This is a genomic window from Jeotgalicoccus nanhaiensis, assembly GCF_015235105.1.
GTDB lineage: Bacteria > Bacillota > Bacilli > Staphylococcales > Salinicoccaceae > Jeotgalicoccus > Jeotgalicoccus nanhaiensis.
Genome location: NZ_JADGLW010000001.1, coordinates 426,274 through 438,160 on the forward strand (window position 1 = coordinate 426,274; position 11,887 = coordinate 438,160).

The following is an 11,887-nucleotide window of genomic DNA, read 5'->3' on the forward strand; positions in this document are numbered from 1 at the left end:
GGCCTCTTACATTTTTAATAAGAAGCACTTAGTTTTAACTGCTTATGCATCCGTGACAGCATCAGAGTAAATATTAAAGCGATGACCGCAATAACAAAGATAATCGTCATGACTGTCGATACACCGTATATATCTGCGATTTTACCTAAAACCGGTGCAAAGACTCCTCCTGCGCTGACCGATAAACCGAGAGTGACACCTGATGCCAGACCGACTCTGTTCGGCAGATACTGCTGCCCCAGCACAACGAGTGAACTGTACGGCATAAAAATTAGAAATCCTGCTGCGATTATCATCAGTGCCGAGAGTGCGAACGATTCTGTAACCGAAAGGATGAACAGAACCGGCACAACTGCTATAAAGCTGTAGCGGATTACTTTTAAGTAACCTAAACTGTCTGCGATTCTGCCTCCAAAGAGTGTACCCGCTGATGTCGAGATCAGGAAGATACTTAAGAGTATATTCCCCGATTCATTGGACTGAAGAATAATCGTAATCCAGAACAGCGGAATAAAGGTATTCAAACTTATAAAGACAATGGATCGCATAATCAGCACAACGCTTAGAAGCGAGAATGGTTTCCACTGGTCTTTCGGAAGTTCCTGAGCTGTGGCTGCAGAAGAAACGGGTGCTTTTTGTCCCGCCGGTTCACTGGTGACTTTCCAAATAATCAAACTCATAATCAGCGACGGGATAATTAAAATTATCAAACCCTGCAAGTCCCACAGCATGAGCGTGACAGTAGCGACAATTGGTCCGAGGGCAAAGCCCAAAGTCCCGCCCAAAGAAAATATGCTCATATCCGATGCTTTGTTTTTCCCCGCATTCAAAGTCACGGTCTTTGCTGCTTCCGGATGAAACAGTGCTGTTCCAAGCCCGCTGACCATAATGGCAGCAAAAATGGCCCAGTAGTTATCTAAAAAACCAATAACCGCAAGCCCTGAGCTGCCGAGGATTAAGCCTAAAGGCACCATCCATTTTTTAGATATAATATCTGAATATATACCGATAAAAGGCTGAGAGACTGATGAGACGATATTTGCTGCAAATATGAGGGCTGCTGCCGCTGTATATGTAAAATCATAAGCAAAAATTAAAAAAGGCAGCAGGGCCGGCAGAATGCCTGAATTCATATCACAAAATAAGTGACCTGCTGCCATAGAGTATGTTTTTCTATTGGCTGATTTAAACACTGTATCCCCTTCGTTTCTTCTTTATTTTCGGTATTTCTCCAGATGCCTGAGCGTTTTTTCATACTCCTGTTTTTGACATACAGACAGATTACCTTCTTCCAGCCTGTCTTTAGCTGCTTGTATATTTCTCTCGAGCTTTTCCTGACTGAGACTATCCATATACTCTTTTTCTTTTCTTCCGGTCAGCCTGGAAATTATTCCGGCTAAAACATTTATATTTTTCTGCTTCATAAAACCACCCCGCTTATATTATATCAGTCCGATATCTCCCTTATCGATGTTTGCAGCCAGCACATCAATAAAATTCTGAGCTGCTTTAGACAGACGATGATCCTTCAGCCAGATTAAACCGATATCACCCGATAGCTGTTCGGAATCTGCGATTTTGTGAATATGCACAGGATATTCCTTGTAAAGATGAAGGAGGGATTCCGGCACAATGGATATCCCAAAATCAGTGGACACGAGCTCCATCATCAGCTTCAGATCGGAAAACTCCGCAATAATTTCCGGCTGTATTTTAGCTTTGGAAAATGCTTCATGGATTGAATAATACACACCCAGTCCTTCGATACTCGGCAGGACGAGCGGATAGCGGCTTACTTCCTCGAGTGTCGCATCTCCTGTAAACAGTTTTTTCTCTTTGGAAGTGATGACGTAAAACGGTTCACTGTGCAGATGCTGCAGTGTAAATTCATCTATTTCAAGCGGCAGACGGACGATTGCCATTTCTATTTCCCGCTGCTTCAAAAGATAGCAGAGCAGGGACGATTCATTCTGCTGTATTTTATATTTTATTTTTGGATACATGCTTCTATACTGATGAAACACCTCATTTAAATTGCCTAAGGAAAAAGTATTAATACCAACTGCAAGCCTGCCGTCTATTCCTCCACCGACATCTGCAACTTCATTTTTAGCCTCTTCCATCATCTGTGTAATTTGAAGTGCGTATTTATACAAAGTTTTACCCGCTTCGGTCAGCTCTAAAAATTTGCCGCTCCGTTCAAACAGTTGTTCACCGAGCGATGCTTCCATATTTTTCAGCTGCTGGCTGAGCGGCGGCTGCGACATATAAAGCTTCTTCGCTGCTGCTGATATCTGTTTCTCTTCTGCGATAACGATAAAATACCGTAATTGCCGAATGTCCATAAATTCACCTCAAGTATATGAAAAAAGTTATTTTAAGTAATTTAATTAATATTTTATGTATATCATGTCTAATGGTATCATAAGTATTACTATATGAATAATATGAAATTCGGGAGGATAAGAATTGGGTAAAATTTATAATAGAAATACTTTTCTGCTGCTTTTTGTCATTGCTGCCATTTCACTAAACCTCCGTCTCGGCATTACATCAGTCGGTCCTTTAATGGGTACGATTCGCACTTCCTTGTCACTGTCCAATGCACAAGCCAGTCTTCTTACTACTGTTCCCGTTCTTTGTATGGGAATTTTTGCGTCACTAGCCACTGTACTGAATAAAAAATACGGTTCTAAATTTACTTTGATACTTATGCTGGCAGTGCTCGGTCTTGCTACTGCGGTCCGCGGATTTCTGCCGGGCTTCTCAACACTCTTAATTACTGCCTTTTTAATCGGTCTTGCTATTGCAGTACTCGGGCCGACTATGTCTGCCGTTATTAAGAAATATTTCCCGGGGCACGCGGCGATTGCAATTGGTATTTCAACTTTCTTTATGAGTATGGGATCCGCTGCCAGTGCAGCTCTTACAGGCATTTTCTTTGAAGTTTCAGACTCTTACATGTTTGCCCTCGCGATCTGGGCAGTGTTTGGTTTATTCGGAGTACTGGTTGTTGCCTTTGTCTTGAAAACAGGCGCCAACAGCAAACTGCCTAAACAAAATATTTCTGAAGTGAAGTACAACTTCCCTTCTCCTTGGAAACAGTTTACACCGTATCTGTTCATGCTGTTCTACGCACTGCAGGCGGCTCTCTATTTCTCAACGATTACATGGCTTGTTCCGATGTCAGTGGAAAACGGTATGACGATGATTCAGGGCGGTATGCTCTTAAGTGCAGTGATGTCTGTACAGGTTATCTTCAACCTGCTGCTGCCGATAATGATGGAGAAATATCCGGCACGCAGAAACTGGATTTACTTCATTCTCGTATCAGGAACTATCGCAACCCTCTTGTTCTGGACCGGAGACCACACCTTGATGTGGATCGGCGCCTTTATGATGGGTATTCCGCTTGGCGGATTGTACTCTGCAGCACTGATGCTGCCGCTCGATGAAACTGTAACAGCAGACGGAGCTAACTCATGGACGGCTATGATGCAGACCGGGGGCTGTATTCTCGGCGGCCTGTTCCCGTTTGTAATCGGCTTTATATACGATGGAACACAGAACCATAATTATACGATGTCAATACTGCTGGCAATCTATGCCTCTGCCTTTATCCTGATTACAATCATCGGCAATAAAAAAGAGAAAAATTATGATGACTATATAGTAAAACCTTCTGACAATTAAGTCAGAAGGTTTTTTTAGTTACTGCATTTTTACTTTTCTTACGGGCATCCAAATTTCACTGTAGGCGTAATCTTCTCTTTCAGCATCCATAATTGTAAATGAAAAACCTGGTGCTTCAACTAATTCATAATTTGATGAGGGCAGCCATTCTGAATACGTGCGGGCCGTCGTCTGCTGCATTGTTTCCGGGAATGGACCTTCATTGGGAAATACTGCCCAAGTGTGTGCATCTACACTAACCGTATCGAGCACTGGACTGATATTCTCTTTAGTCGTCAGCACACCAATCATGTGCGTTAAACTCCCCTCGTCTTTCAAAAATTTCTCATCTGCATCATACGATGCATTAATAATCTGCTCAGGCTCAAGGTTCTGCAGTCTGTGCATTTCTTCTCTCTCTTCTGCAGTAATACTTTTAGCAAGTTCCATAATCTCATTGTTAACCCCTTCAAACTGCATCGGTACTCTTCTGCTCACTCCGGCAATCGTAAATGCAGGCATTTCTTTTATACGTACTTCCATATTTTCTCCTCCTCTGACATCGATATAAAATGAAAGTTTAGGGTAGGTTAGGTGAATCTTTGTCTTCTTAATTTCAGACGGCAAATAGCCGCTCCATGTTTTGAAAGCTCTGGTGAAGCCGTCCACTGATTGATAGCCGTATTTAAAAGCAGTATCTGTAACACTGCAGCCATTCACCAAATCCTGATTTGCCACAGCTAATTTCCTGTTTTTAATATATTCACTGAGCGGTATGCCGCTGATATACTGAAACACTTTTCTGAAGTGATAGTCAGATTCCCCTGTATATGCTGCGACATCTTCTAATTTAATATCATTGGCAAGGTTATCTTCAATAAAATTAATAACATCATTTAAAGTTTTAATCATCATTTCCACCGTCCTTTCAAATTACATACTACAGAGTTGCCAAAAAATTCTCTCGATATTTTCATAGTGAATTATATCGGTCAGCATTATATGATTATTAATTTTTATATAAGTGTGTTTATATTTATTGTAAGGGTATTGAGTTATTACTTAAACTTACAGCAGAGGGTGATTAAATGAGCGAAAATATAATGGTAATTACAGGATCAACATCAGGCATCGGGAGAGCGACTGCCTTGGAATTAGCTGATCAATTCGACCGAATCGTTCTTCTTGTCCGTAATTTAAATAAAGGAGAAGTATTAAAACAGGAAATAGAAACAAAATCACCTGTTCAGATAGATGTAATTCACTGCGATTTGAGTGAGCTGTCATCAATAGAAGCTGCAGCAAATAAAATGAAAGAAAAGTACGATTCAATAGATTGTTTAATTTTAAATGCGGGCGTAGTTTCTTTAACGAAGCAGGAAACGAAAGATGGTTTTGAAATGATGATGGGGACAAATTATATCGGTCATTTTTATTTGACACACCTGCTGCTGCCGCTTGTCCTTGACAGCGAAACAAAACAGATTGTTGTCGTTTCATCGAATGGATATAAATTCGCACCGCTAAAGGCACCCTACTTTAAACGAAGAAAATTTAACCCCGTGACGAACTACGGCCAGTCGAAACTGGGCACTTTGTACCTGATGCAAACCCTGTACGATTCGTATCATGAAGAGGGACTGAAAACGACAGCTGTACATCCAGGGGCAGTATCGACTAACTTAGGAAAAACACCGAAAAATGAACGATTCGGCAACCTGGTCTACAAAGTACTGACACCGTTTTTCCTTACTGCGGAAGAAGGTAGTTTTTCGACAGTAATGGCTGTGCAGTTCCCTGAAAAATACAACGGTAAATATATGCATAATGGTAAAATTCTTAAAGTGCAAAAACACGGGAATGACATAGATGCAAGAACATCTCTTATTACAGCGACATTAGATGTGCTGAACCTGACTCACCTTTAAAATACTGGAGAAGGTGCAGACAAAGATACCTGTACCTTCTTCATGCTGTTAGGTACTTTTACTTATCTTTCTTCTTACTTTTTGGTTTCATATAAATCGTCGTCAGAAGGCCAATCCCAAGCCCGCTAAGAATTGAATAGCCAATAATCTCCATCATACTTTCACGTGCCGGTACTATATCCATAAGAAAGTAGATAAATAAACAGAAAACAATAAATAATTTTATCATCTCAGGTGTCTTATATAGTGTTTCATGAATTTTTTTCATATACCGTTCTTCTCACTCCTTAACAAACCTATCTTATTTCTTTAATTTTAAATTGAGGTCATGATTCGACAGTCCGGAAAATTATATAATTTGTATGTCAAATTTAAAGTAAATAAAAAAACGACACAAAAATCTTCTGCTTAAGAAATCTGTATCATTTTTTAGCTTTATTCATTCTTTAATTGAATATCCATCTGAGCAACTGCATAATCAAACGAGGAATATATAATACTATCTCTAATAGTCCGAATGCTGTATCAGTCTTACTCATAGGCTCTGCAAGCTGTCTCTTGTTCTTAGAGCGTAACTTGGCGGGATCAATATATTCAGGATCTTTTGATTGATTCATATCCTATCCTCGCTCCTTAACATATTCATTTCGTTTTCTTTAATTTTAAGTTGTGTATACTTTTCTTCGTTAGTTTCATTAGACATTGAGATTCTATAACAATCTTCATTAATGAATCTCGCTTGTTCTTTCTTTTCTTTGGAATCTGTATTTGCGATAATTTCATAGCCGATGCTTGTTATTCTTTCGAATAGTTCGTTAATGCTGACTTGCAGACTTAATTCTGCCTCTTTAACTTTTGCTTCTATTATTGCATTCCTGACTGCATACTTGATAACAAAGTAAAATATAAATGCTGCAATTAATATTTCCATATTTTTCTCCCTTATGATTGATTTTCTATGATGAATTTAAATAAATTGAAAAATAAAGAAATTAATCATTATTTAATCACTACTCTTCATGTTTTTCTATGTTAATCGCTAAAGTTCCCCATTCTCTTTCTTGCTCCTTTGTATATATTTCATAAGTCCCGTCAATCACTTCTTGCATTGACCAATCTTTACAGTCAAAGTCAGCCAATGGAATATCACTATACATATCTTTAAAATTCTTATACTTTCTTAATCTTGTTACTTTAACTCTTAATTTTTCAGCAGGATTATTTACATCAACAAATTCAATAAAATCGCCGATATTTATTTTTCTTCTCTTCTCATCATTTAAACGGACCTCAACTTTTTTCATGCCATTTCGAATCGAATTAAAGTATTCTTTATATAAGCCCATTCTATGAACAAGTCCACTCATTCTCTTAATCCCCTTATAATATTTGAGACAAACGTATCATATCTCTGCAATGTATTCCGTTCTCAAAAATATCTTCTTCATAGTTTCTTATAAAAAAGTCCTTATCAATATCTGAAATTCTAAACCCGCATTTTTGATATAAGGCAAGCTGGCCGATGCTTGAATTACCGGTGCCTACTTCAATCTTTTTGTAACCCATACCTGCCGATTTTTGGATCGCATCTTTAACAAGGGCTTTGCCTATTCCACCACCCTGGTATTGTTCATCGACTGCGATATTTATGAGTTCAATAGTGTCATCATTCGTTTCAAGCAATACGTACACACCGGCTGTGTGATTTTCAATTTCTGCTGTATAACATTGTCCTCTATCCAAATATTCTTTCACAAGTTGCTCGGATGGGTCAGCTGTCAGCAGTAATTCCATCGGCGGCTGTTGATTTTTCTTCAGTAATCTCGTTTCCATGCCTTATCCCCTTTAAAGCATTATTCCGCAATTTTCGTTTCTGATTTTTTCTTTGATTTAATGTTTCTGTAAACAATCGTGAATAGCAATGCCAATATATTCAAACTGAACATCGCAATGTAGTATGTGCTTGAATTGCCTTCCAGAATGTAAGTGCCGTAACGTAATGTGTTGAGCGTGAGCAGTACATATAAAATAATAACCGTCCCATTATTCATATCCCTTATCCCCTTCGTTATTACACTCTTCTCTATTTATGTATTTATACTTATCTTATCACATTTTATATATGGTAAACTCCTAATAACACACGTGTCAGGGGGATATACTTATGAAGATAATATTGATATTTGGCCCGCAGGCTGTCGGCAAGATGACTATAGGCGAAAAGGTCGGTACAGCGTTTAATCTGCCGCTCTTGCACAATCATGTGACACTCGATGCGATTTGGCCGTATATTGGCTGGAATAAGAATACGTTCAGATTGTCAGATCAAATCCGGATGGGAATTTTTGAACATATTGCCGAAGATGACTTGCATCCAGGAATAATCTTTACCTTTGTATGGGCCTTTGATATGCAGGAGGATTGGGATTATATAAGCACGATTAAGAAAATCTTTAATAAGGAATCTCATGATATTTATTTTGTGGAACTCGCAGCTGATCTTGAAGAACGGATCAGAAGAAATACGACTGAGTACAGGTTGGAAAAGAAACCTTCTAAAAGAAATGTTGAGTTTTCTCATGCTGAGTTGACGAAGTCGGCTGAAAAGCACAGACTGAATTCATATGATAATGAAATTCAGGAAGATAAATATCTGAGACTTGAAGTAACTGATTTATCAGTTGATGAATCGAGTAAATTAATTGTTGACTGGATTAATGAAACCTAACAGACAAATAAGGAGTTTAAAGTATGGTACTTGAGTTTTTTCTTATGCTTGCTGTCACTACAGCAGTTTCAATTTTTGTAAACTTTCTAAACCGGGATGATAAACGCATGCCCTGGAGCAGAGTGTTTATTTTTGTAGTTGTATTTACAATAGTGTTTTGGGGTACGAAATATATTTTAAATATGATGTAATGAAAAATGTTATTCACAGATAACGGAGGTCACCATGTCGAGAGCAGAAAAAACGATAATCACAAATATGTGTATGATAGAAAATGATAAGGGTCAAATATTAATACAGGATCGTGTCAGCAGTAATTGGCCAGGTGTTACTTTCCCCGGTGGAAAAGTTGAAAAGAATGAGTCTTTCGTAGATTCGGTTATCCGTGAGGTGTTTGAAGAAACAGGTCTGGTGATTAAAAATCCTCAAATTTGCGGTACGAAGCAATTTCAGACTGAGGACGATGAAAGATACATTGTGCTGATGTATAAAACAAATCAGTTTTCTGGAAATCTGCGTTCTTCTGAAGAAGGCGAAGTTTTGTGGATTGATAAATATCAGCTTGGTACCTATCATCTGGCGAATGATTTTGATGAGATGTTCCGGGTGATGGATTCAGATACCTTGTCGGAGTTTTACTATGATGATTCGTGGAATGTACATATTAAATAAGAGAAATATTTAAATACATCATGAATCAGGAGCATACTAAAAATGAAATTATTTTTATCAATATTCAGTCCTCTACTTTGTTTTGTTATATTAGGAGCACACTTATCACATTTAATTTCTGTCTGGGATAACATACCAAGCAGCATATCCTTAATGTATTCAGGTGAAAACCCAAATCAGACCGGCTCGAAATTATTGTTATTTCTCTTACCTGTCTTAACGGTTATTTTATGGATTTTTCTTCAGTTTTTAAGATCTATTAGAAAAAAATTTAATTATATAAATCTGACAGAAGAAAATAAAGTTTCACAGTATAACGCTATGAACATGATGCTGATATCAATTCAGACATTATCGTTTGTTGGTTTAATGTGTATAAACGAAGCATTCTTAAGAAATACATTAGAGTTAAATGCTAGGCTGTTTGAAACTTCAGCTATAATTTTACTTGTCTTATGCGTTGTTCCTCCACTTATAATAGCAATTTGGGCCAGGACTTCATTTAAAGAAAAAAGAACACTCTAGAAATTTTTATTGTTATAGTAACTTGTCTAGCATATGTAAATATTGAGACTCAGACCGATGAAACTGGTCTGAGTCTTTTTGTAAGATACATTTATTCATAATGTTTGGTTTATTCATCACTGCAGTCAGTAAGCGTTTACAAAGAATGTAAAAAAGATATACTTAAATCATATACAGTAATAAATAAGTGAACTAAGGGGATAGAAAGTATGTATATAGATATCTTTAATGAAGTGGTCGACATTATGGAGAATGATTATGCGGGTCATCAGGATAAAAAAGGATGGGACTCACCGGATACATATCGCGAAAGTATTTTACAGTTAAATCAACAAGGGCACTTAGATGATTATACCTTTATCAAAATTGTTAACGATTACCTTCTTGATTTTAAAGATCCGCATATGTTTTTTATCTCAAAAGATGAAAGTTCAAGTACAAACCGAGATATTGGTTTTAAAGTAAGACGGTTTAAAGATGCTTTATATGTTACAGAAACGACGAAAGAAACAAACATTGATACAGGCGATAAAATAATTGCTTTGGATGGCTTATCTGTAAATGAGCTGGAACAAAAACATATAAAAGAACTAATGAAAGAAGCACCGGAACGCCAAAGATGGGAGAGAGTTATTGAAAAGTACAATAAAGCATTGATTGAAAAGAATAATAATGAGAACACTGTGTTAAATTTGTCTCTTTATGAGAAAGAGATATACAATCCGCTTCATCATGCTGAAAGATTAAACAGCCATACATTACTGATGACATTAACAGATTTCTTTTCTTCTGAATCTATTGAAAAAGTTTTAAAAGACCATGATTTAGTCATGAAAAATTTAAAAAATTTGATTATTGATGTACGAAAAAACAGAGGCGGCAGTGATGCAAGTTTCCATCAATTACTGCAACACCTGTTTCCCGCTGGTAAAACATCTGTTAGCCTCGATAATTATAAAATGAACTTTAACATTACAGAAAGAACAGCAAATCTGCAGATTAACGGTCTTCGTTCCTTGTATCAAGAAACCAGTAATGAATCTTACAAACAATCTTTAAAAGACATGATTAACTTTTTTGAAAGCAATACCGGTAAAGGATTTGTTTCATTAGACAACGGTGGAGATTTTGAAGTTGAAGGCTCAGAATTCCCGAAGAATATAGTTGTATTATCTGATGTATACTGCGGCAGTGCGGGTGATATTTTTGTAGATTTAGCAGGCAGGTCTCAGAAAGTAACAGTTATAGGCAGAGCTACAGCCGGTTTAAATGATTATTCTAATCTAATAAATAAAGACTGGAATGATGTATTCTCTTTATATTATCCTACGTCAAGAATGGAATATCTTGATAAGGGAGAGAAAGATACGGGAATAGAACCGGATATCTATGTTGAATGGAGCCCTGAACATTTATTTTCAGATATAGATCTGAAGACTGCTTTAAACTTCCTTGGAACAAAATAAGTTAATCTGTAACCCAGATTAAGTCTGAGATGTAGATAATTAGATATTTAAAGGAGTACGAACTATGAAACCACAAATTATGATTGTAGGAAGTCAGCATTATCGTGAAAATTTCAGCAGCAGCGAGCCAAATGAAGCATTTTTAAACAGTCTTGAAACTCTGAGAAAATATCTAATTGATTTTCAGCCTTCTCGTGTATGTATTGAACTGGAGAAAGATATACAAGATACAGTTGACGAATACTATAGTCATTACGACCCTTCTATGTTTTATAAAAATGAATCTTATGATTTAGGTTTTTATATCGGTAAACACTTAAGTCTAAAGTCAATTCTGGCAATCGATTGGATGGGAGATAGCGATGATTCAACTGATTTGAGCAGCGCTTACGAATGGGCAAAAGAAAATGATGAACCTTTTATTCAGCGAATTGAAGATTCTCAATCTTTCCACTTCAATCTCAGAGAATTAAATGACGCTTACCAAATGACTCTTGAACTTAACAAACCAGTGAATTATAAACGTGATGAAGAGCTTTATGGTCATATGATGATGCTTGGAGAGGATTGGAAAGCTTCCATACCCTGGCTCTCTTGGTGGTATAAAAGAAATATGATTATGGTAAACAATATAACCGAGAATTTAGATGATACTGATAAAGTAATCGTTATTGTCGGCTCTGACCACGTGTATATTTTAAAACAAAGGCTTGAGTCTTCTAATGCATTTAATGTAATGACTTTTTATGAATGGATGGAGTTTAATAATGAAGCTTAAATCATTGAAATAACTTAAAATTTATAATTTCCTTATGAGTCTGTTCTCAGGTGTGATTGCGCTTGTGCTCGTACCGTTCTTCTTGATTTATATACTGATTGACCGTAAAAAGTTCGTA

The 11,887-nt window shown here is 37.1% G+C and carries 16 protein-coding genes; 8 read left to right on the forward strand and 8 right to left on the reverse strand.

Translation table 11 applies throughout. The features are described from left to right. Nucleotides 1-14: 14 nt before the first annotated feature. The 3 genes from IR135_RS02065 to IR135_RS02075 are packed head-to-tail and all read right to left on the reverse strand — an operon-like array spanning nucleotide 15 to nucleotide 2,345. Nucleotides 15-1,193 carry an MFS transporter gene (locus IR135_RS02065; RefSeq protein WP_135096245.1) on the reverse strand — a complete coding sequence of 393 codons (1,179 nt, stop codon included), beginning with the start codon at nucleotides 1,191-1,193 and terminating at the stop codon, nucleotides 15-17. 21 nt (nucleotides 1,194-1,214) lie between these two features. Further along, the gene (locus IR135_RS02070) at nucleotides 1,215-1,424 is read right to left on the reverse strand and encodes a hypothetical protein (RefSeq protein WP_135096247.1); all 210 of its coding nucleotides are present in this window, start codon (nucleotides 1,422-1,424) and stop codon (nucleotides 1,215-1,217) included. Between the two features lie 18 nt (nucleotides 1,425-1,442). Next, entirely contained in the window at nucleotides 1,443-2,345 is a 903-nt protein-coding gene (locus IR135_RS02075) for a LysR family transcriptional regulator (protein ID WP_135096249.1), read from the reverse strand. Nucleotides 2,346-2,469: 124 nt separating this feature from the next. On the opposite strand from IR135_RS02075, the gene IR135_RS02080 reads away from it, so the two are divergent. Further along, a complete protein-coding gene (locus tag IR135_RS02080; protein WP_135096251.1) occupies nucleotides 2,470-3,693 on the forward strand; it encodes a CynX/NimT family MFS transporter in 1,224 nt (407 codons plus the stop codon). A gap of 18 nt (nucleotides 3,694-3,711) precedes the next feature. Here IR135_RS02080 and IR135_RS02085 read toward each other — a convergent pair whose 3' ends face one another. Continuing rightward, nucleotides 3,712-4,584 carry an AraC family transcriptional regulator gene (locus IR135_RS02085; protein ID WP_135096357.1) on the reverse strand — a complete coding sequence of 291 codons (873 nt, stop codon included), beginning with the start codon at nucleotides 4,582-4,584 and terminating at the stop codon, nucleotides 3,712-3,714. A 176-nt stretch (nucleotides 4,585-4,760) separates the two neighbouring features. Between IR135_RS02085 and IR135_RS02090 the strand changes: the two genes are divergently transcribed. After that, nucleotides 4,761-5,600 (forward strand): SDR family NAD(P)-dependent oxidoreductase, encoded by an 840-nt coding sequence (locus IR135_RS02090; protein ID WP_135096253.1) that lies wholly within the window; start codon nucleotides 4,761-4,763, stop codon nucleotides 5,598-5,600. Nucleotides 5,601-6,213: 613 nt separating this feature from the next. On the opposite strand, the gene IR135_RS02095 is transcribed toward IR135_RS02090, so the two are convergent. From IR135_RS02095 to IR135_RS02110, 4 genes are all read right to left on the reverse strand, one after another. Then, entirely contained in the window at nucleotides 6,214-6,531 is a 318-nt protein-coding gene (locus IR135_RS02095; RefSeq protein ID WP_135096257.1) for a hypothetical protein, read from the reverse strand. A 79-nt stretch (nucleotides 6,532-6,610) separates the two neighbouring features. Next, nucleotides 6,611-6,967 (reverse strand): ASCH domain-containing protein, encoded by a 357-nt coding sequence (locus IR135_RS02100; protein WP_135096259.1) that lies wholly within the window; start codon nucleotides 6,965-6,967, stop codon nucleotides 6,611-6,613. A gap of 13 nt (nucleotides 6,968-6,980) precedes the next feature. Beyond that, complete coding sequence (locus tag IR135_RS02105; RefSeq protein WP_135096261.1) at nucleotides 6,981-7,433, reverse strand: GNAT family N-acetyltransferase; 453 nt, start codon at nucleotides 7,431-7,433, stop codon at nucleotides 6,981-6,983. A 20-nt stretch (nucleotides 7,434-7,453) separates the two neighbouring features. Then, nucleotides 7,454-7,651 (reverse strand): hypothetical protein, encoded by a 198-nt coding sequence (locus IR135_RS02110; protein WP_135096263.1) that lies wholly within the window; start codon nucleotides 7,649-7,651, stop codon nucleotides 7,454-7,456. 113 nt (nucleotides 7,652-7,764) lie between these two features. Between IR135_RS02110 and IR135_RS02115 the strand changes: the two genes are divergently transcribed. The 6 genes from IR135_RS02115 (at nucleotide 7,765) to IR135_RS02140 (ending at nucleotide 11,769) form a co-directional block, all read left to right on the forward strand. Further along, nucleotides 7,765-8,328: a shikimate kinase gene (locus tag IR135_RS02115; protein ID WP_135096265.1), complete on the forward strand. Its 564-nt coding sequence runs from the start codon at nucleotides 7,765-7,767 to the stop codon at nucleotides 8,326-8,328. 23 nt (nucleotides 8,329-8,351) lie between these two features. Beyond that, nucleotides 8,352-8,519, forward strand: coding sequence for a hypothetical protein (locus IR135_RS02120; protein ID WP_167753338.1), 168 nt, complete (start codon nucleotides 8,352-8,354; stop codon nucleotides 8,517-8,519). Between the two features lie 34 nt (nucleotides 8,520-8,553). After that, nucleotides 8,554-9,000 carry an 8-oxo-dGTP diphosphatase gene (locus IR135_RS02125; protein ID WP_135096267.1) on the forward strand — a complete coding sequence of 149 codons (447 nt, stop codon included), beginning with the start codon at nucleotides 8,554-8,556 and terminating at the stop codon, nucleotides 8,998-9,000. Nucleotides 9,001-9,042: 42 nt separating this feature from the next. After that, entirely contained in the window at nucleotides 9,043-9,525 is a 483-nt protein-coding gene (locus IR135_RS02130) for a hypothetical protein (RefSeq protein ID WP_135096269.1), read from the forward strand. Nucleotides 9,526-9,734: 209 nt separating this feature from the next. Beyond that, entirely contained in the window at nucleotides 9,735-10,991 is a 1,257-nt protein-coding gene (locus IR135_RS02135; protein ID WP_135096271.1) for a S41 family peptidase, read from the forward strand. 64 nt (nucleotides 10,992-11,055) lie between these two features. After that, nucleotides 11,056-11,769, forward strand: coding sequence for a DUF5694 domain-containing protein (locus tag IR135_RS02140; protein ID WP_135096273.1), 714 nt, complete (start codon nucleotides 11,056-11,058; stop codon nucleotides 11,767-11,769). Nucleotides 11,770-11,887: the final 118 nt, after the last annotated feature.

Coding starts and splice junctions, on each gene's coding strand:
- IR135_RS02130 (WP_135096269.1), top strand. CDS start 9,043: ATGAAATTATTTTTATCAATATTCAGTCCTCTACTTTGTTTTGTTATA.
- IR135_RS02105 (WP_135096261.1), bottom strand. CDS start 7,433: ATGGAAACGAGATTACTGAAGAAAAATCAACAGCCGCCGATGGAATTA.
- IR135_RS02125 (WP_135096267.1), top strand. CDS start 8,554: ATGTCGAGAGCAGAAAAAACGATAATCACAAATATGTGTATGATAGAA.
- IR135_RS02090 (WP_135096253.1), top strand. CDS start 4,761: ATGAGCGAAAATATAATGGTAATTACAGGATCAACATCAGGCATCGGG.
- IR135_RS02120 (WP_167753338.1), top strand. CDS start 8,352: ATGGTACTTGAGTTTTTTCTTATGCTTGCTGTCACTACAGCAGTTTCA.
- IR135_RS02140 (WP_135096273.1), top strand. CDS start 11,056: ATGAAACCACAAATTATGATTGTAGGAAGTCAGCATTATCGTGAAAAT.
- IR135_RS02075 (WP_135096249.1), bottom strand. CDS start 2,345: ATGGACATTCGGCAATTACGGTATTTTATCGTTATCGCAGAAGAGAAA.
- IR135_RS02110 (WP_135096263.1), bottom strand. CDS start 7,651: ATGAATAATGGGACGGTTATTATTTTATATGTACTGCTCACGCTCAAC.
- IR135_RS02115 (WP_135096265.1), top strand. CDS start 7,765: ATGAAGATAATATTGATATTTGGCCCGCAGGCTGTCGGCAAGATGACT.
- IR135_RS02100 (WP_135096259.1), bottom strand. CDS start 6,967: ATGAGTGGACTTGTTCATAGAATGGGCTTATATAAAGAATACTTTAAT.
- IR135_RS02070 (WP_135096247.1), bottom strand. CDS start 1,424: ATGAAGCAGAAAAATATAAATGTTTTAGCCGGAATAATTTCCAGGCTG.
- IR135_RS02095 (WP_135096257.1), bottom strand. CDS start 6,531: ATGGAAATATTAATTGCAGCATTTATATTTTACTTTGTTATCAAGTAT.
- IR135_RS02135 (WP_135096271.1), top strand. CDS start 9,735: ATGTATATAGATATCTTTAATGAAGTGGTCGACATTATGGAGAATGAT.
- IR135_RS02085 (WP_135096357.1), bottom strand. CDS start 4,584: ATGATTAAAACTTTAAATGATGTTATTAATTTTATTGAAGATAACCTT.